Here is a 23,924-nt window from a genome sequence, read left to right as displayed (position 1 = left end):
TAAAAGGGCGTGAAACCGCCCCTTGAGAGTGTCTAGAATTTTCTTATATTCTGCCGGTCTTTCTTAACCCGGACAGGAACCGCCTATGGCCCTCGATACCGAGACCCCGCTGAACTCGCTTGGCTTTGCCAAACCACCCTCGGAAACGCGGGTTGTCGTGGCCATGTCCGGCGGTGTGGACAGCTCTGTTGTGGCGGCCCATCTCGCTGATCAAGGCTATGATGTCGTAGGTGTTACTCTGCAGCTTTACGATCACGGTGCGGCGTTGGCCAAGAAAGGCGCGTGCTGTGCAGGGATCGACATCCACGATGCGCGTCGCGTGGCGGAAGAACGCGGGTTCCCTCACTACGTCTTGGACTATGAAAATATCTTCAAGGACGCTGTAATCGACGAATTCGCCGACAGCTATCTTGCCGGCGCGACTCCGGTGCCCTGCATCCGTTGCAATGAACGGGTGAAGTTCAAGGACTTGCTTGAGACCGCCAAGGACCTTGAGGCCGACTGCATGGCCACGGGCCATTATATTCAGCGCAAGATGGGCGCAAACGGGGCCGAATTGCATAGTGCTGAGGATGCAAATCGCGATCAGTCCTATTTCCTATTTTCGACCACACCGGAACAGTTGGATTTCCTGCGTTTCCCGCTAGGCCACCTGCCCTCCAAGGACGCCACGCGCGAAATGGCCGCGCAATACGGGCTGGCGGTGGCAGACAAGCCGGACAGCCAGGACATCTGTTTTGTGCCCAACGGAAACTATGCCAGCGTGATCGAAAAACTGCGCCCCGGAGCCGCAGAACCCGGTGAGATCGTACACGCCGATGGCCGCGTTCTGGCGCAGCATAACGGGGTGATTCACTATACGATCGGTCAGCGTCGTGGGCTCGGTATCGGTGGTCTCAGCGAACCTTTGTATGTGGTCAAGCTGGATGTGGACAAGAAACAGGTTGTTGTCGGCCCCAAAGAGATGTTGGCCACAAGAACCGTTCCCGTGCGCGAGATCAATTGGCTGGGTGACGAACCGTTCACGTCAAAGAACGAATGGCATGTTTCGGTCAAAGTCCGCTCGACCCGCCCCCCGCGTGAGGCGATTATTCGCCCCCTTTCGGAAACAACAGCCGAGGTTGAATTGCTGACGCCCGAAGAAGGTATCTCTCCGGGTCAGGCTTGTGTGTTCTACGAAACCGATGGCAGCCGTATCTTTGGCGGCGGCTGGATCTGGCGCGGTTACTAAATCGCGTCAGTCCACGAGTTGCTGAGGATATAGATCCCGGCACAAATCATTACATAAGGCACCAGTTTCTCAAGCCGACGTGCGAAACCGCCGGTCATGATCGGGGATTGTGCACCCCAAAGCCCCAGCATGGTCAGCGTCAGCGCTGCTGCCACCGCGCCGGTGACACCCGCAATCCGATAGCTGGGGGCCGAGTCTGCCAATAGCGGCGCAAGCACAGCGAACGTGTCCATCGACAGGCTTATGAACAGCAGCATGGTGACGAATGTCGAAGCACCCGTGGATATTTGAGGGGCCTCCTCGGTCTCCGATCCCCGGAACTGGCGGACAACTCCGATTAGCCCGAGGCCAAGTGGTATCACGCCCAGATATCCAGCCCAATGTGGCACAACATCATCGACACCCAAGGCCAACAATAAGGCGGCCGCGATGATTAACATCTGCGCCAGCAGGAAGCCCGCAACGGTCCGGCGCGGGCCAGACACCATCATCAGCGCAACAAGCGCTGCGAGGTTGTCGAGATTGGTCAAAACCTGCGCCATGAAGGCCGAAGCAGCGAAGATCGTGTGATCCAGCATCACGATTTCATTCTGTCCAAAACGGCCCTTGCCGCACGCAAACCCGGTGCTTCGCCACCGCGACCAAGACGCTCCATCGTCGTCGCCATGGCTTGATGTTGGGCGTTGGGGGTGGCGGCCACCTGTTCCAACGCCGAAGCGATCTTGTCCGGTTGGCATTCATCCAGCAGACATTCGGGTACTGCGTGTGTCTCCGAGACCAGATTGACCAGTGTGACGGTGTCCAGCTTAACCATTCGTTTTGCGATCAGCGTGGTCAGCCAGTTGAGGTTATAGGCGATCACCATCGGTGTTGCCTGCGCGGCCAGTTCCAATGAGACCGTGCCGGATGCAGCCAATGCAAGATCAGCTGCGGCAAACGCTGCCCGTTTCTGCGCTTGCGCGTCGTCCGAGGGCAATTCCTGCGGATCAACAACTATCGGATTCCCCGGCCAGTTCCGAACCTGTTCGGCGACCGCATCAACCATATGTGCAACTGCGGGCACGACCACGCGCATACCGGGACGGTCTCTCAGAAATTCCTGCAAAGCAGCGCCAAAGATCGGAGCCAGCCGCTCGACCTCACCCCGTCGGGAGCCGGGCAATGCCAGCACGATGGGCGCGTCGCCCAGATGGTGAGCCGCGCGGAATCGCTGGATATCCTGATCGGACGCAATGGGTTCGTTCACAACCGGATGGCCGACAAAGTCACACTCCATCCCTGCCCGCTCCATATAAGGCGGTTCAAAGGGTAACAGCGCAAGGACGTGATCGATTACTTTCGCCATCTTGTCTGCGCGCCCCGGTCTCCAGGCCCAGACGCTGGGGGCAACGTAGTGGACCGTGCGAATCTCGCTGGAGGCCTTTACCAGCTTAGCCACACGCAACGAGAAATCCGGGCTGTCGATAGTGATCAGTACATCAGGCTTCGTGTCTAGAACTGCCTGAGCAGTCTCAGCGATACGGCGTTTTAGGTGAAAGAACTTGGGCAGAACCTCGACCAACCCCATAATGCTGAGTTCGGACATGGGAAATCGGCTGGTCAGCCCCTGCGCCTGCATTAGCGGCCCGCCAACCCCATCAAACTGCACCTCTGGCAAAAGGGTACGCAGACCTTCCATCAACGCGGCCCCCAAACGGTCGCCCGAGGGTTCACCGGCGACCAGAAATACGCGCATCAGACCGTGCGCTCGCGGACATAAAGAAACAAACCAAGGCGATTGCATTCATCAATCACGCGGTCGCGCTGCAAAACAATGACGCCGCCCTTTTCGATGACAATGCCCGACAGGCCCGCCGCGACAGCCCCCGAAACGGTGTCGGGTCCGATGGCAGGCATATCTGCGCGGCGATCCTGATCTGGTTTTGGACCCTTGTACAGAATGCCACCGCCCGCGTCGGGGCGCTGAGTCAAGGATTGCAGCATCCATGCGGTGCCATAGATGCCCTCGATCGCCAACGCTTGGGATTTCAGTACTACGCAAGCCTGACCGATATCCGCCGTCCCCATGTTGCGCAGGATTCCTGCCGCTCGATCTGCGTCGGCGTGATCAGCTTCAGAAGGTTGGGCTTCGGTCAATGAGCCAAGAGGCGGCAGCAAATCCGGTGCGATCTCATGCGCCGCACGGACCGTCAAACCGGCATCCTCAAATATACCAATGACCGCGCGCAATGCGCCGTCGTCACCGGCCATGATGGCCTTTTGCAGGATCGGCACCAGCGGCATCGTCGCCGCATCAATGCGAGCTGGATTGACAGTCGGACGACGCACTGCCCCTGCCATGCAAATCTCGGTCACGCCGCGGGCTTTGAGATCGGCGACGAAGCTACCCAGTTGCTCCAATGGAAAAACCAAGTCGGTGGTCAGTGTATCGGGCTCAAACCCTTCCAGAGCGCAGATCAGCGGGCGGTTTGGCAGACAATTGACCACCTCGTCTGGTAAAGCGCCAGTTCCTGCGATCAATGCCAGCATTGGCCTACTTCCTCGGGGTCAGGAACGAACGGTCTGTTTGCCCCGTCACAAATTCGACGATCTGGCGCACATATTCGTTGTCTGCATCCTCGCCCAGCCGGGTGGCGCGATCCATGAAGGTGCCGTCTCCTTCTGACAGTTCCTTGAAGGCCGCGCGCAATGCCGAGATATCCTCACGCGTTACACCACGCCGTTTCAAACCGACCAGATTCAAGCCATCCAGCTCGCCCCGAGGCGCCTGAACAAGCCCATATGGGATCACATCATTCGGGACCATCGTAAGCGCGCCAATGATGGCACCGCGACCTACGCGCACGAACTGATGTAAGCCCGAAATTCCGCCAACGATGACGTCATCCTCGATAATACAGTGACCAGCCGCGCCAGCGTGATTCACCAGAATGACCCGGTTGCCGATTTGTACATCATGCGCCACGTGGACACCGGCCATCAGTAAGCAGTCATCGCCAATCCGGGTGATACCACCGCCGCCATCCGTGCCGGTGTTGATGGTCACATGCTCGCGAATGCGATTGCGTTCACCGATTTCAAGGCGTGTGTTCTCACCACCGAATTTCTTGTCTTGCGGAATTTCCCCGACAACAGCAAAGCTGAAAATCACTGTGTCATCACCAATTGACGTATCGCCGGTGACTACGACATGGGATTTCAGTTCGACCCGATCGCCCAGACGGACCTGCGGACCGATATGGCAGAATGGACCAATCGTACAACCCTGCCCGATCTGCGCACCGTCTTCGATAATGGCGCTGGGATGAATACCGCTCATGTTGTTTTTTCCATGTCCCAGTCGACATAGGCCGAAAATTCAGCTTCGGCAGCAACCTCGCCCTCGACTGTCGCGCGGCCGCTGAACTTGAAGATCTTGCCACCTTTCTTACCGCGTACAGTTTCGACATGCATTTCGAGAACATCGCCAGGTACGACCTTGCGGCGGAATTTGCATTTGTCGATATTCATGAAATAGATCAGCAACTCGCTGTCGATTACATCCATGCCGACACCCAGCATAACCCCTGCAGTCTGCGCCATCGCCTCGACAATGGTCACGCCAGGCATGATCGGAGTTCCGGGGAAATGGCCCTGAAAGTGCGGCTCATTCATTGTAACATTCTTGATGCCCACCGCTGATTGATAGCCATCGATATCCACAACCTTGTCGACCAGCAAAAACGGATAGCGATGCGGCAATATACGCTGAATCAGCTGAATGTCGGCGCTCTTGGTTTCCGTGGTCATGGTGCGGATGTCCTGTTCTGGATGTCTCTTTCAAGCGTGGTTAGCAATACCCGTACCCAAGGGCAAGCCAGCCTATTCGTTGTTATTGTTTTCAAGTGTAGCGCCGTCGCCGATTGCGGCATCGATCCTGGCGATCGCAGCGTTGGTAATATCTGAGGCGTCCGTGCTTAGAACCACATTGGACCGCTCGATCACAATCGAGGCGCCAAATTCGCGCAGCAATTCGATCAGCACCGGTTGCGCCATTTCAAAAAACTGACCACGCGCCTCTTCGCCGCGCCGCGCTAATGCGTCCAGTTTGGCGCGCTGGCCGTCACGGTGTGATTGAACTTTCTCGTCAAAAGCTTCGGCAAGCGGGCGAAACTCGTCCCCCGAAAGATCTGACCTCTTTTCGGTCAAATCTTTTTCTTCCTTGCTCAACTGCGCCACAATCCGTTCGTTTTCTTCAGCCAAAAGGGTGCTTTCGGCTTCAATCTCGCGAAAGACGCGCTGCCCAAAGGCGGAATCTGCAAACAAACGCTCACTGGAGATTGTCAGAACGTCTGTTTGTGGCACGCCCAATTGCTGCGCACCCAGCGGCATTGCTACAGCTAGCAGTACCAAAACGCACAGGGCCCTTAGCGGGCCCTGCAGGATGTTCTTAACTTCGGTGATCATTCGCGATCAGAACCTGGCTTGAACGGTCAGGTCAAAGCTTTGCTCTTTATCGAAGTCCTCTTTCTTGAGGGCTTGCGAGAAGTTGAAGCGAAGCGGACCAAACGGTGTTTCCCACAGTACGGATACCCCTACAACATGCCGGATCGAACCGCTTTCACCAACAATATCAGCGCCAGCGGTGTTGACGTTGTTGAGATTGTAGAGGTTGCCAACATCGTAGAAGACGCCGCCACGCAGCCCCAGTTCTTCGGGCAGCCCCAGCGGGAAGTCCGATTCGAAACGAGCAACCCAGTAGTAGTTGCCGCCGATGGCATCATCCTGCCCGTTCGAAAGGTCACGCGGCCCGATACCAGCAGGCTCAAACCCGCGGAATGTGCTGGGACCTAGAACAAACCGGTCGAGCGTGCGGCTGAAATCGTCCCCGGTCCAGTTCAGCGCACCCAGTTCAAGCGTCGCGCGCAATACGACTTCTTCGTTGAGGACGCGTTTCTGGGCTATCGCCCGTGCCGTGGTTTTGAAAAATTCATTGTCCCCGCCAAGACCAGCAGCATCCACGCCGACTTCGAACAAGACGCCCGCTGTGGGGTTCAGGCCACCAATACGGCTATCGTATACGTAGGACACACCCAGAGAACTGCTGGTTCGTTTCCCCTGATCGATCTCTGATGAGATGACAGCGCCGTTCCGCTCATTGCTCTGCTGGGTCATTTCGCTGCGATCCCAACCATAGCGAAGACGCAACGCCGACAATTCACCAATCGCGTAGCTCAGCTGTGGGCGGAAGAACACTGTTTTTGTGTCGTAGCTGGCAAAGCTCGAATTGGTGCTGGCCAGACCAAGCCCAAGATCAAAGCGTAGCTTACGGCCCAGCAGATAAGGCTCGGTAAAGTTGATAACGTACTGCTCAGAATCCTGAGCTGTCGACAACGTGATACCCAGGTTTTGCCCACGGCCGAGGAAGTTCGATTCATTCAATCCGATTGCGATCCCGAAACCGTCCGAGACCGAGTAGCTACCACCCAGGCTCAACGAACCGGTTGGTTGTTCTTCGACATCCACGTCCACGATAACCTGGCTTGGCGACGATCCCTCGCGGGTTTCCACATCAGCGACCGAGAAGAAACCCAAGGCGCGAATACGTTCGGCGCTCTGGCGGATTTCACGGGGATTGAAGGGGTCGCCTTCAACGGTATCGAATTGACGGCGGATCACACGGTCTAGCGTGGTTGTGTTCCCCTCGATATCGATGCGTTCCACAAAGATACGCGGGCCACGGGTTAGCACGAACTGGACATCCAACGTCAGATCGCGGGGATTACGCGTTACCCGGGGCTCGACCCGCAGGAAATCAACGCCGTTTTTCAGCCCCAGACGCTCCATCCGCGCGATCGAGTTCTCAAGCACCGTCGGAGAGTAAATTACACCTGGTTTGACTTTCAGAGCCGCCTGATAAGGCGCTGGGTCCACACCCGGGATCTCACTGACGGTCGTAATCTGACCGAACGAGAACCGCTGTCCTTCTGTGACGTTCATAACCAGAAAGAATGCATCCCGTTCGCGGGTGAATTCGACATTGGCACTATTGACGCGAAAATCGATATAACCGCGTGACAGGTAGAAATCACGGATCACCTGTTTGTCGAATTCGATTCTGTCGGCAATGAAGGTGTCGCCGCGAAGGAAGGTCCGCAGAATGTTCGCCTGCTTTGTTTCAAGCACGCGGCGCAGGCGACGGTCCGAAAACGCGCGGTTTCCTACAAAACTGACGCGCTCGACCTCGATTGTCGTTCCTTCGGCGACTTCGAACACCAGATCGACACGGTTATCGCTGCGACGAATGATGCGCGGGATAACCGTCGCGGATACGCGGCCCTGCGCCGAATATACTTCGGCAATCAGGTCGGCGTCCGCTTCGGCCTGTTGAGGCGTGAATACGCGGCGGGTTTGGGACGATATCGCTTCGAGCAGGAGATCATCTTTTACGCGGCGATTGCCCTCGATGCTGATCTGGTTGATGGTCGGGTATTCCTCGACCGCAATGACCAACGTACTGCCACGCGGTGTAAGTTCGACTGTTTCAAAAACACCACTGTCAAGCAAACGCTGGAAGGCATCATTCAATTGTCCTGCCGTAACAGTCTGCCCCGGTTCGATTCCGGTGCGGGCGATAATCGTCGAAGTCTCGATCCGTCGATTGCCCTCAACTTCGAAGCTGTTGATGGTGTAAGATTGCGCCTGTGCGGGCTGCGTCAGAACCAGTAAACCCGGTGTAGCAAAAAGGAAAAAGAACGTTAGTGCCTGCCACAAAATGTTGCTTTTCCGCCCCCGCGAGCCGCAGTATGTGCCCGTGCGCCTGCTGTCAGTCATTTTTATCACTACCCAGAATTTTCAGCCTTTAGCTGCTGAGTAGCCCGATTGTGGGGCCATGTCAAAAGACGAAAAAGCAAAAACGGCCCATAAGGCCGTTGCACGTAAGTCAGACATGTTCAGGAGAATCACAAACCGAGCAGATAACCACCAACAGCTAGGGCCAGTGCGGTCACGGCAAAGCTGAGCAGCATATCCCAGTTCAACTGGAACAGGACGCTGACACTCTGATAGGATTTTTGAAACGCCTTGGTCATTGAACTCAAGCCTACACTTATCGATGCACCCCAATAAGATAGGCTTGAATTGCGGCAATTTTGCGTCGGAACGGTGCCAAGATCGCCTTAATCAGCAGAACAGATCATTACTGACCGAGAAAAGCATCAATGACAGGATCAGTGTGACACCGACCCCCATCAGTACCCTCAGCGCTTTATCACTGGGTGGTCTACCAGACACAGCTTCATAAGCGTAGAATAGCAAATGCCCCCCATCCAAGGCTGGGATCGGGAACAGGTTCAGCAACCCGACCGCCGTTGACAATACGGCGATAAAGAAGATGAAGTTCTGAGCCCCCTGGCTGGCCATAGCACCCGAGGTTTCGGCAATACCGATCGGCCCGGAAATGTTGCAGGTGCTGATCGCTCCGGTGATCATGTGCCACATTCCCGACAGTGAGCCTTCGATGATGCGCCCGGTTTGGACCACGCCACCTTCGATCGAATCCCAAATGCCCGCTGGAACGGTTTCGGGATCGATCATCATGCCGCCGACGATACCGATGCGCCAATGGGTGATGAAACCACCATCGGACGTCGGCTCGTCGGTGCGTCGGGGCGCAAGTGCAAATTCTAAATCCGCCCCGTCGCGCCATACATCCAGCAGCAATACGCGCCCGTTCGATCCTTCGACATGTTCTTTAAGCTGCTCGAACGCAAAGATCGGATCACCGTCTACCGCCGTGATTACGTCGCCTTGCTGCAACTGTATGTCCATCGCTGCACTGCGCGGCGTAACCTGTTGGATTAGCGGTGGAAAGAGCCAAGGTGCCACGACATCAGTGGTCTCTCCATCTCGGATAACCGTATAGTCCAGCTCTGGTTCTACAGGCAGCGAATTGATGAAATCGGACCAGTTGCTTGCGTCATCGAAATCCGGTGTTGGAATGCCTGCGATGGCAATAATCTCATCGCCCTCCTGCAAACCCTGAATTGTACCAGGCAACGGCTGCAGTGCGCCGACAGTCAAAGGTTCACGGGATACACCCTGCGACCAGAAAATCAGGCCAAACACCAATATCGACATCACGAAATTAAAGACCGGCCCTGCCGCAACAGTAGCCGCACGCGCCCAAAGCGGGGCGCCGTGCATGGTGCGGCGCAGCTCTTCCGGGCTTTGTGCAGAGATCTCACTCATCGCGTCTACGTCTTTGCCGGACGCGGCATTGGCATCCCCCAGGAATTTGACATAACCGCCAAATGGCAGCAGCGCGACCTGCCAGCGAGTGCCGCGCTTGTCTACGCGGCTCCATAGAACCGGGCCGAAACCGATCGAGAACACTTCGGCATGAATGCCAGACCACCGACCAACGATGTAGTGGCCGTATTCGTGCACCGCGACAATCACTGAAAGCGCAATAACGAAGGCTATTATCGTGTAGAGCAGATTGCCAAATTGCGGGATCAAAGAGAGTATGTCCAAAAGTTCTATCCTGCTCGTTCCAATACGGTTTCATCGACCCACTGACGTGCGAGATGGTCCGTTTGCTGTACATTATCAAGGGTCAATGGTGCATCAATCAGGCTGTCTGAGGCCTCAAAGCGCTCCAACACGGCCGACACCGTGTCTGCCATATCCAAAAAACGTATCCGGTTTTCTATAAAGTGGTCCAATGCGCGCTCTTTGGCGGCGTTGAAGATCGCACCGGACAAGCCGCCGCGCTGCATCACTTCGCGGGCAAGACGCAAAGCCGGGTAACGCGCTTCATCCGGTGCATGAAATCGCAACTGACCCAGTTGCGCGAGATCCAGACGCGCAACAGGTAAATCGCGCCGTTCGGGCCAATGCAGCGCGTACCCGATGGCATGGCGCATATCCGGAGCACCCAGATGCGCCATCAAGGCGCCGTCCTGAAATCCGACCAGTGCGTGAACGATGGATTCGGGGTGCACGAGGACTTCGATATTCGATGGATTAACGCCAAAATATTCTTTGGTTTCTATAACTTCCAATGCCTTGTTGAACATAGATGCGCTGTCGATCGTAATCCGCTGTCCCATGTTCCAGTTCGGATGACTCGATGCCTGTTCAACAGTCGCCTTTGCCAGATCGCCGAGCGGCCAATCCCGGAACGCTCCACCGCTTGCGGTGATAATGATCCGTTCAACGCTTGTCATATCCTCGCCCACAAGCGCCTGAAAAACTGCCGAATGTTCGCTATCCACGGGTAATAGCGTGGCGCCATGCGCCCGAGCCGTTTCCAGAACCAGCGGCCCGGCACAAACCAGCGTTTCCTTGTTGGCAAGCGCGAGTGTCGCCCCTTGTTTCAATGCTTCGATCCCCGGAGCCAATCCTGCGGAACCGACAATTGCAGACATCACCCAATCCGCCGGTCGCGCCCCGGCCTCGATCAGAGCGGCCTGCCCCGCAGCCGCTCGCACTCTGCTGCCGGCCAATGCGTCACGCAGATCATCGAGTTTGTCATCAAACGCAGTCACCGCCACGTCTGCATCCAGGCGCACCGCATCGCGTGCAAGCTGCGCGACGTTGCGTCCACCGGTCAACGCGACCACGTCATAGGCATTCGGATTTCTTGCGATCAGATCAATCGTATTCTGGCCAATGGAACCAGTCGCACCAAATATGGATACCCTTCGCATCACATACCTCCGGGCGCGTAAAACAGCCCTGCGAGCAACACAAAGACTGACGCGCCCATCATCCCATCAAACCGATCCAGAAACCCGCCATGCCCGGGTATAAGGTTTGAGCTGTCCTTAACGCCAAAGCCACGTTTTGTCGCGCTTTCAACAATATCACCGATCTGGCTGGCCATAGAGGCAAGAACCGAGACAACGATAAAAGCAATGCCGAAACCGGCATAGTGCGCAAAAACTGTTCCGACCAGCGCGGCGGCAACCCAGCCTCCAACCGTACCGGACCATGTCTTCTTGGGGCTAACTCTGGGCCAAAACTTAGGTCCGCCAAGCGTTTTGCCCACAAAATACCCGGCGACATCCGTGGCCACGACCACAAGGATCAGCCAAACCATCCATCCAAATCCCAGGTTTTCTCGGATCGATATGAATCCCAGCCCCGACATCGCGATCCAAAGGGCAAACAGGACGTATATCCCGCGCGCACGGTTGATCTGTCCTGCTCCTACCAATGCCGGGGCCACCAAACATGGAAGCTTGTATAGCGGTGGTAGATGATAGCTTAGGACCACGGCGAACCCGGTCAGTATCGCCAGCTGAATCGCGACACCCTGACGTTCTGGGTCGATCATCCGGATCAGTTCCCATATCATCAGACCGCAGACGGTGCCGATAAATATCTCAAACCACAGGCCGCCTAGCCAAACTTCGACTGCCGCAATAGTCACAAGAACCGAAGCCGACAAAACCCGGGCAGTCAGATCAGACCATCGGCCATCACTCATGCCGGGACCGCTCCAAACCGCCGTTCACGCGATCCATAGTTGCGGCACAGCCGTTCCAGTTCTGCAGCGGTGAAATCAGGCCACAGAGTATCGATGAATTCGTACTCGGAATAGGCAGACTGCCACAGCAGGAAATTAGAAATCCGCGCTTCACCACTGGTACGGATCACCAAATCGGGGTCAGGCAGAACGCGCGTGTCCAGATATTTGGGCAGAGTTTCCTCGTCCACGTCCTCGGGGCGCAGAATGCCATCGGCAACGTCACGTGCCAAACGTCTGGTCGCGCGCGCCACCTCGTCACGACCGCCATAGTTCAAGGCAACGGTTAGATGAACCAGGTCATTGTTCTGTGTTTCGCGTTCAAGCGTATCCATCAGCTCGGTCAACTTGGCATCCAGCCGAACTCTATCCCCAATGAAACGGACCCGAATGCCGTTATCTTTCAAGGTCTTGGTCTCTTTGACGATGTAACGGCGGAACAAGCTCATCAGGCCTGCAACTTCGACCTGAGTGCGTTTCCAGTTTTCAGTCGAAAACGCAAATACTGTCAGATACTTGATCCCTAAACCCGGGCAGGCCTCGACCACCTCACGGACGCGGCGCGCACCTGCATGATGGCCAAACAATCGAGGCCGCCCGCGTGACTGTGCCCAGCGACCGTTGCCGTCCATGATGATAGCAACGTGGCGCGGCCCTGCAATCGGAGAGGTATCGGGATCCTTTGGCATATCCGAGGCTCAGACCTGCATGATCTCGGCTTGTTTGGTCTCGAGCGCATCATCGACGGATTTGATCATGGTATCCGTCAGCTCCTGAACCTCGGTTTCCCAGAATTTCTGATCGTCCTCGGACATGCCGTCTGCCTTGGCCTTTTTGATCTGGTCCATGCCATCACGGCGCACATTCCTGATCGAAACCCGTGCGCTTTCTGCATATTGACCCGCGACCTTGCCGAGCTCGCGACGGCGTTCTTCGTTCAGTTCGGGAATCGGCAGCATGATGATGGTACCATTCAGTTGCGGGTTAATACCCAAACCGCTTTCCCGAATGGCCTTTTCAACTTTGCCGACGAGGCCCTTGTCCCAAACATTCACGGTTACCATGCGCGGTTCAGGGACGTTCACGGTACCAACCTGATTGATCGGAGTCATCGCGCCGTAAGCATCGACCATGACGGGCTCAAGCATTGAAGCCGATGCACGACCGGTCCGCAGCGAAGCGAATTCGGTTCTGAGGTTGGCCATGGCACCGTCCATACGGCGTTTCAGATCATCGGTATCGAGTTCGAAATCATCAGACATGCTGCTCACTCCCCGTCTTCAGGTGATGTTCGGATGGGTCTTAAGCCATCACAAATGGGATGTATAGCAATCATGGTCACGAAATGTGGCAATGGCCAGAACTGTTTCCGGCATTTCGGCCTCATTCCCGACAATTGGGTCGGCCGGATGCATGCTCCGGCCGATCCGTTGTCTGTTTTGTCTATCAAGCGTTCACGTTTACCACGACGCGCCCTTTTACCTGACCTTGCAGGATGTCCGCTCCCAACTGGGGCAGATCAGAAAGGGTTGCTGAATGGACCATCGCCTCAAGCTTATCCATAGGCAGATCGGTTGCGATACGCGTCCAGGCACGGACCCGGTTGTCATATGGCTGCATCACGCTGTCGATGCCCAACAGATTTACACCGCGCAGCAGGAATGGGATCACGGTTGCGGGCAGCGCCGCACCACCGGCAAGGCCAACCGCAGCGACCGAGGCCCCATACTTCATCTGCCCCAGCACGCGGGCAAGCATCGCTCCGCCCACCGCATCAACACATCCGGACCAAGTTTCACTTTCCAGCGGACGCTTGGTGGTCTCGTTCAACTCGTCACGCGGGACAATTGTGGTTGCACCCAGTGATTTCAGGTATTCTTCGGTTTCAGGACGCCCGGTCACAGCTGCAACCTCATAGCCCAGATGGGCCAAAATGGCCGTCGCGACCGAGCCGACACCTCCTGCGGCACCTGTGACCAACACCGGGCCATGACCCGGCTGCAAACCTTGATCCTCCAGCGCCATGACGGCCAGCATAGCGGTGAACCCGGCAGTGCCAACTGCCATCGCCTGCCGTGTATCCAACCCATCCGGCAACGGCACCAGCCAATCTGCCCGCGCGTTTGCTTTTTGTGAATAGCCGCCCCAATGCGCTTCACCTACGCGCCAGCCCGTCAGCACGACCTTGTCGCCAGGTTTGTAGCGTGCATCCGAGGACTGCTCGACCGTGCCCGCATAATCGATGCCCGGAATATGAGGATAGCTACGCACCAGACCACCGCCTTTGGGCGACATGCACAGACCGTCCTTGTAGTTCACCGTTGAATATTCAACGGCGATCGTCACTTCTCCATCCGGCAGCGTATCCAGAGAAATCTGCTTCACCGAAGCGCTTGCGAGGCCACTTTCTTCATCTTTTTCAACGACAAGTGCATTAAACATGAACTTACTCCTTCTATTGCCTCAATCGGCTGTGTTCCTGAAACAAGGGCTTAGCGCCAGAATTTTTCCTGCACCTCGGCCCATCGCATTCCATGTTCGGTCATCAATTCAATCCGCGTACCTGGCGCCCAATGGGACCGGTCGACCATTCCAATGGCTACATTCACTCCAAACTCGGGTGAATACGCAGCCGAAGCCACCTGCCCGACCTGCCGGCCCCCGGCCATCAGCGGCCAAGATTCGGTGCACGGTCCGATCTCACCTTCAATGACAAGCGGACGGATCTGCCGGGGCGGACCGTTTTTCGCCTGATCCGCCAAAGCGGCTTTGCCGATATAATCCAGCGGAGAATTGCAGAACCGTGCTAGCCCGCATTCATAGGGCGTATTCTCGCGCCGCATGTCCGACCCGAAACTCAACAGACCGCTTTCAACACGCTCAATCCCGTTCGGGCAACCTGCCCGCACGTTCAGATCGCGGCCATTGGAAAACAGCGTGTCCCATAGTGGCATGCCATAATCCGTCCCTTCGACGTATATCTCGAACCCGCCTTGTTTTGACCAGCCAGACCGGGCGACGACGAATGATGTATCTTCAAACGCCAACCGTTTATATCGAAAGAACTTTATATCCCTGACTTCATCACCAAAGACGCGCGTCATCAGCTCGTCCGCCTTGGGGCCTTGTACCGCCAAGGGCGACACATCCGGCTCAGAAATATCGACATCCAGCCCCAGCGCAATCACGATTCCCAGAGCAAACTGCCAAAGGTCACCATCGGCAACCGACAACCAATAGTGATCATCCGCCAGTTTGATCGCAACAGGATCATTCAGCATGCCGCCATTGTGATCTACTATCGGCACATAATAGCACTGGTTCGCCTGCATTTTGTCCATATCGCGCGGGCTGAGCATCTTCATCAGCCGCAACGCATCCGGACCTTTGATCTGTACCTGCCGCTCACACGAGACATCCCAGACCTGAACATGCTGTTTCAGATGCGCCGCATCAGCCTCGATGCTTTCAAAAACCGTCGCAAGCAGCATGTGATTATAAACGGTATACCCTTTGACGCCTTCGGCCTCGACGCCCGGAGTGAATGGGGTTTTGCGCACGCGCCGGTTCGGTGAGATGACTGCCATGTCAGAAATCCTCTGGCAGAAAGACAAGATCGCTGACAGGTGCCTGCGAACCAGCCTCGGTCAGCATTTGGTGCAATTGTCCGCGATGATGTGTCTGATGATTGAACATATGAATGACGCATTGCCAGTAAGGCTTTGTTACGTCGTTCTCTTTTGCAGCCGAGTACCACGTGAACGAACCGCTCAGGACATCATCCCCCAACGTATTGGCCCATCTGGCAATACGGGCGTCAATCGTATCGCGCAGCGGCAGCCAGTCGGCCATGCCAGGGCAGATCGAGACACTCTCAGGAATGCCGCCACCTGGCCCCGGTCCTTTGTCAAACCGGGAAATCCAGATCCAATCCCCCCAAAGCAGATGATTGGCAGTTCCCATGATCGACCCGAAAAAAGCGCCGCGATCCCGTGTCAATTCTTCGTCTGAAAGAGCTTTGAGAAAGCTCTTTAACTGGTTGTTTTGCCAGTGGTTATATCGCGCCATTTCACGGGCATAGGCACCGGTTATCATTACTTAGGCCCGTGCCAGTCAATCGGGCAGATCTCGGCTGACTTGCCGCCGAAGTCCCATACGCGACCATAGTCGCGCACCTTGGATTTCGTGCCTTTTGCTACAATGATGTCCGGCCCCATCCAGTATTTCGAATTTGAAACCATCACTGGGTGCTCTGGGTCTTTGCCAGCAAGCATTTCGATCTCACCCTGAATCTTGCGCCCTATCATGATCCGGCGTTTGGTGCCGTCCCTTTCGATCTGAACCGGTGCACGTTCAGCCCCTATGATCTCGCTGACCAACATAGTGAACAGCCCGGTTGTGCCACCTGCCTGACCGCTGAATATCTGCAACAGTCCATTATAAGCCTTGCCGCTGGCACGTTCATCCACATAAGCCGCGACTTTCCACTGGCCTTCGCCCATGCGTCCGGGGATATCAACCAACAGGCCCACATTCAGTCCGGACAAATCTTCGCCTTCGTAGTGGCCTTCGTCGATCGCGATACCCATCCACGCGTGGCAATGCCCTTCGGTCGGAGGGTGTGCACCCAGCGAAACCACGCATGGGCAGAATACGTCACATGAACAGTTCAGGATCAGTTCACCCTTAACCGCCCAATCGGTCGGGCTCATCTCACGCCGCTTGGGATTTGGCATCCGGCTGTCAATTCTTTGACTGACCGGCAGCTTGTCTGCATCCGGTTTTCTGTTTTTAGCCATCGACTTATCCTCCGTAAACAATGTGATGAGCGAGCAGGGCAAAACCACCCGCAATCAAGACGAATCCCATAGGACGGGTCACGGCGTGCCCGATCTGGGGAAGTTTTTCCAATACCATGAACAGGGTCGCCAGCCCCATCCAGAGCAGGCTCATGACGCCGCCGACAAAGCCCAACGCCATGAAGCCCCAGCAGCAACCGACACAGAACGCACCCAGTCCGACGCCCATGCGTACACCGCCGCCGAATCCGGTTTTCCAGTGGCCCAGAAAATACGTCATCGGTGCATGGCAAACACCGTGGCAGACTTCTTTCGCCCGAGAAAACTGAAAGGCACCCACGGTGATCAACAGGCCGGCGGCCAGATATGGCGATTTAGCGATTCCCAACATATCAACCGCTCCGCCAAACAGCAGCGCCAATTGCAGGCCAGTGATCAGCGCAGCAAAGCCCACCCAAACTATGAAGTATCCGGATAGAACGCCCAGCCACCCTGCCCGCGTACCGTTCGCGCTGCGGATCAGATCATCATAACTGCGCAACGTGGGCACCAAAGTCGGCAGCATCATGGCCGCCATCATGATCGCCCACATCCAGAAAAGTGGGCCGAACTCGGCCATGGGCATATACATGTCCATACGCGGATCCATGGCCGCCATCGCCTGACCCATCGGTCCGGGTCGACCGATCCAGTCCACGTCCATATCGCGGCTCATCGAGACCATCATCCACCACGACCAAAGGATCGTGATGTAGAAGCCCAACCAAAGCGCGCTGCGGAAAATTGAGCGACTCACTTGCTCCTCCCGACTCAACTCTCTTGCTTTTCAAATGTCAGACTTTTAAATGTCAGACAAATAAAAATTACGCATCGCCGAAAACAACCATGAAAATCGACCCTCAGAGTACTGCAGATCTGTCCGCTCAAATTGCTCAGGCGATCCGGGACGCAATTATCTCGGGTCGGCTGATCGTAGATGAGCGTCTGCCCTCAGAATCTGAGTTGGCCGATCAGTTCAAAGTATCACGGCCTACGGTTCGCGAAGCATTGAAACGTCTGGCAGCGCAGTCCCTTATCCGCACGCAACGCGGGGCATCGGGTGGTGCGTTTGTGAACCGACTGAGTTTTGAGGACGCCTATTCCCAACAAGTCACAACCTCGACACTGCTGCTGTCGATGAACGCAGTCAGTTTCGACACCGCATGCGAAGCGCGTTATGCGCTCGAACGTGCATGCGCTGCTTTGTCGGCACAACGTCGTACCGCGGATCAACTTGCCACCATGCGGGCCGAGATTTTTCGTCAGGCGCAACCAGGTCTCACAGATGAGGCTTTCTGCGCGTCCGACGTCGCCTTTCATCGCGCGCTTGTGGATGGCGCGGGCAACCCCGTTCTGTCCTACCAATTGGCCGGCGCGGTCGAGGCTATGCAACCTCTGATGAACATGATTACGTTCACGGCCCGATCCCGCGAAGAGATCATCGCCCTCCACAGTGACATCACAGACGCACTAGAAGCGCGTGATGCCGGCTCGGTCGATGCAGCATTGATCAAACTTGAGGCCTACACACGGCAACTGGCGCAGGACGTGGCCGAAAGACGACGCAAACCCGCCTGACCACAGGCAAAAAGGAACGAAGGACGGCGAGGTGCCCGAGCAGGCAGCATGACATCCGGCGTTAAGACCGGAACTTCCAACATGAATTGAAGATCAATGACTTACGGGAGGACGTTATGAACCAAAGACCGGACCCAACCTTTTACCCATCAGCCAAACTGGCGATGGAGGGCCCCACTGAGACGCTTGCATTCACGTTGATGCTAAGCCCTGATTTTTCCCAACCAGACGGTTTGGCCGTCGTGAACGTGGATCCGACTTCGGATGATTACGGAAAAATTGTTCATCAGGTGATCATGCCAGAAAAAGGCGATGAGTTTCACCATTTCGGGTGGAACGCTTGTTCCTCTGCGCTGTCACCGCTTAGTGGTCATGCGTTTCTGGAACGCCGCTACCTCATTGTTCCTGGTATACGATCCAGCCGGATCTACATTATCGACGTAAAGAACCCGCTTGAGGCCAAGATACACAAGATCATCGAACCCGAAGAAGTCTTTGCAAAAACTGGATATTCCCGCCCGCACACGATCCATTGCGGACCGGAGGGGATCTACGTGAGCACGCTTGGAGGCGGTGGCGAAGACGGCACGGACGGCCCACCGGGCATTTTCATCATGGATTGCGAGAGCTTCGAGATCATTGGGCGCTACGAGATCGAGCGAGGTATCCAAGACAAACACTACGATTTCTGGTGGAACCTGCCACGTGACTATATGGTCAGTTCGGAATGGGGGCTGCCTCCGCAATTCGAAAATGGCATCGTGGCCGAGGATCTGCTTTCGAACAAATACGGGCACAGCATCCATTTCTGGAACCTACGCAGCCGGACCAATATTCAGACCATTGATCTGGGTGAAAATCACCAGATGGCCCTGGAAATCCGGCCCGCTCACGATCCGGTCAAACAATATGGGTTCTGTGGTGTGGTGGTTGACACGACCAACCTGCAGGGCGCGATCTTTACTTGGTGGCGTAATGATGATGGAACGTTCGAGGCCAAGAAGACCATCACGATCGATCCGCAGCCCGCTGATCCTGATGACTTGCCTGAATTGCTGAAAGGCTTCTCTGCCGTTCCGCCACTGGTCACGGATATCGATCTCAGCTTAGACGATAAATACCTTTATGTGGCCTGTTGGGGCACGGGTGAGATGCATCAATACGATGTCTCTGATCCGATGAACCCGACCCTTGCGGGCAAAGTCGAGATCGGGGGGATCGTCAAGAAAACAAAACATCCCAACGAGCAAGACTTTGGTTACGGGCCGCAGATGGTTGAAATCAGCCGCGACGGAAAGCGGGTATATTGGACCAATTCGCTTTATTCCACTTGGGATGATCAGTTCTATCCCGGTGAACGTGGGGCTGCGATGGTCAAGGCGGATGTTGGCGAAAAAGGGGGTCTGACATTGGATCCGAAGTTCTGGGTCGACTTCCCCGACGGATATCGGGCCCACCAAATCCGGCTTGAGGGTGGAGACTGTTCTACCGATAGTTTCTGCTACCCATCGGTCTGAGTTGGAAACTCTGATGACATCAACGGCTGGTCTCTGGCTGGCCGTTGTGCTTAGCGGCGCATATCATGGCCTGAATCCCGGAATGGGCTGGCCGCTTGCGGTATCTTCGGCGCTGATGGAACAACGGCCATCAGCTTTGTGGCGCGCATTGACCGCCCTGGCTGGTGGTCATTTCGTCGCCATGCTGGGGGTCCTACTGCCATTTGCTATGATGGCAGTTCTGGTTGAATATCAACGCGAAATTCGTATCGGTGCTGCGCTGATTGTGATCACAATGGGTGTTTACATCGCCATAACACGCCGGCATCCCCGGATGTTGTCGCGCGTACCGCCAAGCAAATTGGCACTTTGGTCGTTCCTCGTTGCGCTGGCACACGGCGCGGCGTTGATGCTGGTTCCGATTTATCTTGGATTGTGTGGATCAGACGAGTTGGAAACGGGCCAGATCGCAGTCTCTCAGATCATGGCGAGCAATGGCCTGCTCGTACTGACGGTCGCTGCACTTCACACAGCCGCCATGATCCTTGGCGGGGGCATTCTGGCCTTCGCCGTCTATCGCTGGCTGGGCCTTCAATTTCTGTCACGCAGTTGGTTCAATCTGGAACTTGTCTGGGCTCTCAGCCTGATCGCGGTCGGAGTTATAGGTTTGTGGTCAGCGATTTAGATGCTTTTCTTTACATAGTGCTGCGCTAGACTCTGCGGGCAGAGCAGAAAGGGAAAAAGTCCATGATCACAGCCCTTAACGTGATTGCCGCCTTGCTGACCATCGGCTTTGGTTTGTTCGGATTTCTGGCCCCGGCCTACACAGCCAACGCGCTGGACCTAGCCCCCACCAAAAGCACCATGGGACTTAGTGAGATGCGAGCCTCGGTTGGCGGGTTGTTCGTGGTGACAGGTGCCGTGGTTCTCTGGCTCAACACACCGATGGCATATGCCATGCTGGGCGTTGTTTATGCAGGGGCGGCGTTGGGTCGGTTTGTGTCTTTGGCGCTGGATAATCCCCCGTTCGTCAAGGCGCTGACTTTTGGTGGAATCGAGCTTGTTCTGGCCCTTTGGCTTATTCTTGCCAACATGAACAGAGCTGCTTAACTTATTGAATTTGATATAAGTCAACCTTAGCATTCCGGGTTTGCATCCGACCACGTCCTAACCTATATATGAGGGGTCCTTCGGGACTATGGACATAAACGCGCTCGTAATAAGCGGATCGGACCCGGGGGCGGTACCCGGCGGCTCCACCAACATCCTTCGTTTGAGGATCATGGGGCCGAAATAGGATCGACGAACGTCTAAAGGGGTTAGCTTTGTCTCGGCTGTCTGCCACCGTTACCGGCGAAACTAGTACAATTGCAAACGACAATCGTGCTCCGGTTGCAGTTGCTGCGTAAGCAGTAGCAAGACCGAAACTTAAGCCCTTGCGCCTAGCCGCGTAAGGCGGGGTTCGCAGGTACCTGGCAACAGAAACCTGCATTTTACCGATTATGTCTGCTCCATGCCCATAACTCACCTGGGATTCAGGGTTTATTCATTTCTCTGATCCATCTTCCTGAACAAGCGACAGGAGGGCTGAGATGACGAATTCTGACAGGCTTAGGGCGTGGTATTCAGAGGTCTGGGAACAAGGCAATACCGATGCAATCGATCAGTTTTTTGCCCCGGATACGATGGCCGAAGGGTTGATACCCGAAATGCAGGTTGGGGCGGACGACTTTCGCGATCTGGTCATGGCGTTTCGTCATGTTCTGGGCGAGATCACAGTCGAACTGCCGAAGATCATCGAAAATGGTGATTGGGTCTCGGGTATTCTGCATGTCCGCACCTTCCGGGCCGATAACGGTGCCCCGCTTGAAGTTACCGGACAAGTCATGGCGCGCTTCAAAGGGGACAAGATGGTCGAGGCCTATAATCAGTTTGATTTCATTACACTTTTTGAACAACTGGGGCAGTTCCCACAGGATACTCTTCCGGTTTGCATGACCGGGCAAAGGTTGGACTGGGCCTGATAAACTTGACCGCAAGCTTGACCCATCTCGCATTTGCACGCTAGCAGAGGATCAAGGGGTAAGCTTGCGAACACCCCGTGAGGCGGCAGCCCAAGTTCGCATGTATCCAAAGCAATAAGGAAACATGCAATGGCTGCCCCCAATGCAATTACACCCCGACAACTCTTGCGCCTGATCGGTACGCCTCAGGCTCCTATCCTGTTTGATGTGCGCACAGATGGGGATTTCGACGATGATCCCTCCCTCATACCCGGCGCATTCCGAATGCCATATCAAAATGTTGATGGCATAAGAAATCATACCGGCGATCATTCTTGCGTAGTAATTTGCCAGAAGGGCAAAAAGCTGAGTCAGGGCGTTGTTTCATGGCTGCAGGCTGAAGGGGTGGTGGCAGAATTTCTGGAAGGTGGAATGTTCGCCTGGCGCGCTATGCCGGGCGCAATGGTCGTGCCTGTGCCTGCCCTTCCTGCAGTTGCAAAAGGCAACACGGTCTGGGTGACGCGGCGCCGCCCCAAGATTGATCGCATCGCGTGCCCCTGGCTGATCCGCAGGTTTGTCGACAGGCGCGCTCGGTTCCTGTTTGTAGCACCGGATGAAATTCAGGGGGTTGCCGAGCACTTCGGCGCCACACCCTTTGATGTTGAAGGAACTGATTGGAGCCATCGCGGCGACAATTGCACCTTTGACACGATGCTGGATGACTTCAAGCTTCGATCTGAGCCTCTGGACCGCATGGCCACGATCATACGTGCCGCCGATACAAACAGGCACGATCTGGCGCCTGAGGCCGCCGGGTTGCTGGCCCTTTCGGTCGGCTTGTCGCGCCAGTATCGGGATGACCAACAACAATTGCAGGCTGGAATGCACATCTATGATGCACTCTATCGCTGGGCGCGCGATGGCTCTAGCGAGACGCATGACTGGCCCGCGGGTCACGGCAAATGACCCCTTCATATCAAGAGTTGATCAGGGTGTTTGGGCGCATCGGGCTGCTGTCCTTCGGCGGCCCCGCCGCCCAAATTTCACTGATGCATCAGGAGCTGGTCGAAAAGCGCCCCTGGTTGGACGAACAGACCTATCTGCGCGCGCTTTCCTTATGCATGCTGTTGCCAGGTCCCGAGGCCATGCAGCTTGCCACTTATGCAGGTTGGCGGCTGCGCGGCGTGGCCGGAGGGTTAATCGCGGGCTGTTTGTTTGTACTGCCAGGTGCTCTGGTGATCGCGCTGCTGGTATTGCTTTATGCGGCCTATGGTACATTGCCTTTGGTTCAAGCCGGATTCTTGGGCATCAAGGCCACGGTGATCATCATCGTCCTGCAAGCATTACGGAACCTATCGAGGAAAGCGCTTACAGACGTCGAGCACCGGGTTATCGCGGGCCTAGCCTTTTTGGGGATCTTTGTCTTCAACCTGCCCTTCCCGCTAATCATACTGTGCGCTGCCGTTTGGGGATTCGTGACTTCGAAAGACGACAAGCCCGTTGCCGTTCAAACCAGCCCAACACTTGCCAATCCTGTTCGCACAGCGGTTTTCTGGCTTATTCTTTGGCTGGGGCCGTTGTTTGTTCTGTCTTTGAGCGGTCAGGAACTGCTCAGCGATCTGGGCTGGTTCTTTGCCCGCCTTGCGGTTGTAACTTTTGGCGGTGCCTATGCGGTGCTGGCCTATATGACCCAGACCGTGGTCGAAACCTACCAATGGATCAGCACGGACCAGATGATCGACGCGCTAGGTCTAGCCGAAACCACGCCTGGGCCGCTGATTCTGGTGACTCAATTTGTGGCCATGCTTAGCGGTCAGATTGCCGGAGGCGCCTCGCTAGCGTTTGCGGCGGGCATTGTCGCTTTATGGGCGACGTTTGCACCGTGTTTTCTGTGGATTTTTCTTGCAGCCCCGCATCTGGACAGAATCGCCGAGCGTCCGCGTCTTGGGGCCGCGATGCACGGAATCACAGCTGCGGTCGTCGGAGTGATTCTCAACCTCTCCGTGTGGTTCGGGCTAAACGTCTTGTTCACCTCAATTCCGGGGTGGCATTGGGGACCAGTTTCTCTCCCCCTACCCGACCCTTCGTCGCTTGAATTCAGCGCACTTGTGCTGACCGTTCTGGCTGGCCTGTTGATTTTTCGTATGAAATCCGGTTTAGCAACCACACTTGGTATCATGGTTCTGGCCGGACTAGGCATGCAGATTTTGTAATCAATACAGCCCAGCACAGCCTTTCGTTTCCGTCCGAATGAACTATGCTGGG

26 protein-coding genes and 1 other RNA gene are annotated in these 23,924 nt (G+C 55.8%); 9 read left to right on the top strand and 18 right to left on the bottom strand.

The window, feature by feature from the left end:
• Nucleotides 1-85: 85 nt before the first annotated feature.
• Complete coding sequence (mnmA, locus tag ACR0NE_RS05085) at nucleotides 86-1,231, top strand: tRNA 2-thiouridine(34) synthase MnmA (RefSeq protein ID WP_170595674.1); 1,146 nt, start codon at nucleotides 86-88, stop codon at nucleotides 1,229-1,231.
• On the opposite strand, the gene ACR0NE_RS05080 is transcribed toward mnmA, so the two are convergent.
• The 18 genes from ACR0NE_RS05080 to ACR0NE_RS04995 all read right to left on the bottom strand — a co-directional run bounded on the left by ACR0NE_RS05080 (nucleotide 1,228) and on the right by ACR0NE_RS04995 (nucleotide 17,339).
• On the bottom strand, nucleotides 1,228-1,809 hold the full coding sequence (locus tag ACR0NE_RS05080) for a cadmium resistance transporter (RefSeq protein WP_170595675.1): 582 nt from the start codon (nucleotides 1,807-1,809) through the stop codon (nucleotides 1,228-1,230). The genes mnmA and ACR0NE_RS05080 overlap by 4 nt on opposite strands.
• Nucleotides 1,809-2,966, bottom strand: coding sequence for a lipid-A-disaccharide synthase (lpxB, locus tag ACR0NE_RS05075; protein ID WP_170595677.1), 1,158 nt, complete (start codon nucleotides 2,964-2,966; stop codon nucleotides 1,809-1,811). The genes ACR0NE_RS05080 and lpxB overlap by 1 nt, the downstream gene beginning before the upstream one ends.
• Nucleotides 2,966-3,760 carry a UDP-2,3-diacylglucosamine diphosphatase LpxI domain-containing protein gene (locus ACR0NE_RS05070; RefSeq protein ID WP_170595679.1) on the bottom strand — a complete coding sequence of 265 codons (795 nt, stop codon included), beginning with the start codon at nucleotides 3,758-3,760 and terminating at the stop codon, nucleotides 2,966-2,968. Before ACR0NE_RS05070 ends, lpxB begins: the two co-directional genes overlap by 1 nt.
• Nucleotides 3,761-3,764: 4 nt before the next feature.
• Nucleotides 3,765-4,550: an acyl-ACP--UDP-N-acetylglucosamine O-acyltransferase gene (gene lpxA, locus ACR0NE_RS05065; RefSeq protein WP_170405636.1), complete on the bottom strand. Its 786-nt coding sequence runs from the start codon at nucleotides 4,548-4,550 to the stop codon at nucleotides 3,765-3,767.
• Complete coding sequence (gene fabZ, locus ACR0NE_RS05060; protein ID WP_170393131.1) at nucleotides 4,547-5,020, bottom strand: 3-hydroxyacyl-ACP dehydratase FabZ; 474 nt, start codon at nucleotides 5,018-5,020, stop codon at nucleotides 4,547-4,549. The genes lpxA and fabZ overlap by 4 nt, the downstream gene beginning before the upstream one ends.
• Before the next feature lie 72 nt (nucleotides 5,021-5,092).
• Nucleotides 5,093-5,677 (bottom strand): OmpH family outer membrane protein, encoded by a 585-nt coding sequence (locus ACR0NE_RS05055; RefSeq protein WP_170595681.1) that lies wholly within the window; start codon nucleotides 5,675-5,677, stop codon nucleotides 5,093-5,095.
• A 6-nt stretch (nucleotides 5,678-5,683) separates the two neighbouring features.
• Nucleotides 5,684-8,044, bottom strand: a complete 2,361-nt coding sequence (bamA, locus tag ACR0NE_RS05050) for an outer membrane protein assembly factor BamA (RefSeq protein ID WP_170393133.1) — start codon at nucleotides 8,042-8,044, stop codon at nucleotides 5,684-5,686.
• A gap of 128 nt (nucleotides 8,045-8,172) precedes the next feature.
• Nucleotides 8,173-8,301 (bottom strand): hypothetical protein, encoded by a 129-nt coding sequence (locus ACR0NE_RS05045; RefSeq protein WP_255612105.1) that lies wholly within the window; start codon nucleotides 8,299-8,301, stop codon nucleotides 8,173-8,175.
• 91 nt (nucleotides 8,302-8,392) lie between these two features.
• The gene (rseP, locus tag ACR0NE_RS05040) at nucleotides 8,393-9,745 is read right to left on the bottom strand and encodes an RIP metalloprotease RseP (protein WP_170595683.1); all 1,353 of its coding nucleotides are present in this window, start codon (nucleotides 9,743-9,745) and stop codon (nucleotides 8,393-8,395) included.
• A 5-nt stretch (nucleotides 9,746-9,750) separates the two neighbouring features.
• Nucleotides 9,751-10,923 (bottom strand): 1-deoxy-D-xylulose-5-phosphate reductoisomerase, encoded by a 1,173-nt coding sequence (dxr, locus tag ACR0NE_RS05035; protein ID WP_170405627.1) that lies wholly within the window; start codon nucleotides 10,921-10,923, stop codon nucleotides 9,751-9,753.
• Nucleotides 10,923-11,705 (bottom strand): phosphatidate cytidylyltransferase, encoded by a 783-nt coding sequence (locus ACR0NE_RS05030; RefSeq protein WP_170393136.1) that lies wholly within the window; start codon nucleotides 11,703-11,705, stop codon nucleotides 10,923-10,925. The genes dxr and ACR0NE_RS05030 overlap by 1 nt, the downstream gene beginning before the upstream one ends.
• Nucleotides 11,702-12,433 carry an isoprenyl transferase gene (locus ACR0NE_RS05025; RefSeq protein ID WP_170421502.1) on the bottom strand — a complete coding sequence of 244 codons (732 nt, stop codon included), beginning with the start codon at nucleotides 12,431-12,433 and terminating at the stop codon, nucleotides 11,702-11,704. The genes ACR0NE_RS05030 and ACR0NE_RS05025 overlap by 4 nt, the downstream gene beginning before the upstream one ends.
• Before the next feature lie 9 nt (nucleotides 12,434-12,442).
• Nucleotides 12,443-13,006, bottom strand: coding sequence for a ribosome recycling factor (frr, locus tag ACR0NE_RS05020; protein ID WP_170393138.1), 564 nt, complete (start codon nucleotides 13,004-13,006; stop codon nucleotides 12,443-12,445).
• Nucleotides 13,007-13,190: 184 nt separating this feature from the next.
• Nucleotides 13,191-14,186, bottom strand: a complete 996-nt coding sequence (acuI, locus tag ACR0NE_RS05015) for an acryloyl-CoA reductase (RefSeq protein WP_170393139.1) — start codon at nucleotides 14,184-14,186, stop codon at nucleotides 13,191-13,193.
• 50 nt (nucleotides 14,187-14,236) lie between these two features.
• A complete protein-coding gene (locus ACR0NE_RS05010) occupies nucleotides 14,237-15,331 on the bottom strand; it encodes a dimethylsulfoniopropionate demethylase (RefSeq protein WP_170595685.1) in 1,095 nt (364 codons plus the stop codon).
• 1 nt (nucleotide 15,332) lies between these two features.
• A complete protein-coding gene (locus tag ACR0NE_RS05005) occupies nucleotides 15,333-15,839 on the bottom strand; it encodes a DinB family protein (protein WP_170595687.1) in 507 nt (168 codons plus the stop codon).
• Nucleotides 15,839-16,543, bottom strand: coding sequence for a DUF1326 domain-containing protein (locus tag ACR0NE_RS05000; protein ID WP_170393142.1), 705 nt, complete (start codon nucleotides 16,541-16,543; stop codon nucleotides 15,839-15,841). The genes ACR0NE_RS05005 and ACR0NE_RS05000 overlap by 1 nt, the downstream gene beginning before the upstream one ends.
• Nucleotides 16,544-16,547: 4 nt before the next feature.
• Complete coding sequence (locus ACR0NE_RS04995) at nucleotides 16,548-17,339, bottom strand: DUF2182 domain-containing protein (protein ID WP_170595689.1); 792 nt, start codon at nucleotides 17,337-17,339, stop codon at nucleotides 16,548-16,550.
• An 89-nt stretch (nucleotides 17,340-17,428) separates the two neighbouring features.
• On the opposite strand from ACR0NE_RS04995, the gene ACR0NE_RS04990 reads away from it, so the two are divergent.
• The 8 genes from ACR0NE_RS04990 (at nucleotide 17,429) to chrA (ending at nucleotide 23,872) form a co-directional block, all read left to right on the top strand.
• Nucleotides 17,429-18,160, top strand: a complete 732-nt coding sequence (locus tag ACR0NE_RS04990) for a GntR family transcriptional regulator (RefSeq protein WP_170421487.1) — start codon at nucleotides 17,429-17,431, stop codon at nucleotides 18,158-18,160.
• 116 nt (nucleotides 18,161-18,276) lie between these two features.
• The gene (locus ACR0NE_RS04985) at nucleotides 18,277-19,677 is read left to right on the top strand and encodes a selenium-binding protein SBP56-related protein (protein ID WP_170595691.1); all 1,401 of its coding nucleotides are present in this window, start codon (nucleotides 18,277-18,279) and stop codon (nucleotides 19,675-19,677) included.
• 13 nt (nucleotides 19,678-19,690) lie between these two features.
• Nucleotides 19,691-20,341, top strand: coding sequence for a hypothetical protein (locus ACR0NE_RS04980; RefSeq protein ID WP_170421484.1), 651 nt, complete (start codon nucleotides 19,691-19,693; stop codon nucleotides 20,339-20,341).
• 62 nt (nucleotides 20,342-20,403) lie between these two features.
• A complete protein-coding gene (locus ACR0NE_RS04975) occupies nucleotides 20,404-20,766 on the top strand; it encodes a DUF4345 family protein (RefSeq protein WP_170393147.1) in 363 nt (120 codons plus the stop codon).
• Nucleotides 20,767-20,802: 36 nt separating this feature from the next.
• Nucleotides 20,803-21,149: a transfer-messenger RNA gene (gene ssrA / locus ACR0NE_RS04970) on the top strand.
• Between the two features lie 99 nt (nucleotides 21,150-21,248).
• Entirely contained in the window at nucleotides 21,249-21,680 is a 432-nt protein-coding gene (locus tag ACR0NE_RS04965) for an ester cyclase (protein WP_170393148.1), read from the top strand.
• A 129-nt stretch (nucleotides 21,681-21,809) separates the two neighbouring features.
• The gene (locus tag ACR0NE_RS04960; protein ID WP_170595693.1) at nucleotides 21,810-22,625 is read left to right on the top strand and encodes a sulfurtransferase/chromate resistance protein; all 816 of its coding nucleotides are present in this window, start codon (nucleotides 21,810-21,812) and stop codon (nucleotides 22,623-22,625) included.
• Nucleotides 22,622-23,872, top strand: coding sequence for a chromate efflux transporter (gene chrA, locus ACR0NE_RS04955; protein ID WP_170595695.1), 1,251 nt, complete (start codon nucleotides 22,622-22,624; stop codon nucleotides 23,870-23,872). The genes ACR0NE_RS04960 and chrA overlap by 4 nt, the downstream gene beginning before the upstream one ends.
• The last annotated feature ends 52 nt before the right edge of the window (nucleotides 23,873-23,924 follow it).

Source organism: Ruegeria sp. C9 (assembly GCF_056537585.1).
The sequence above is the reverse complement of the archived record's forward strand: the minus strand, read 5'-3'. Positions and strand labels throughout refer to the sequence as shown.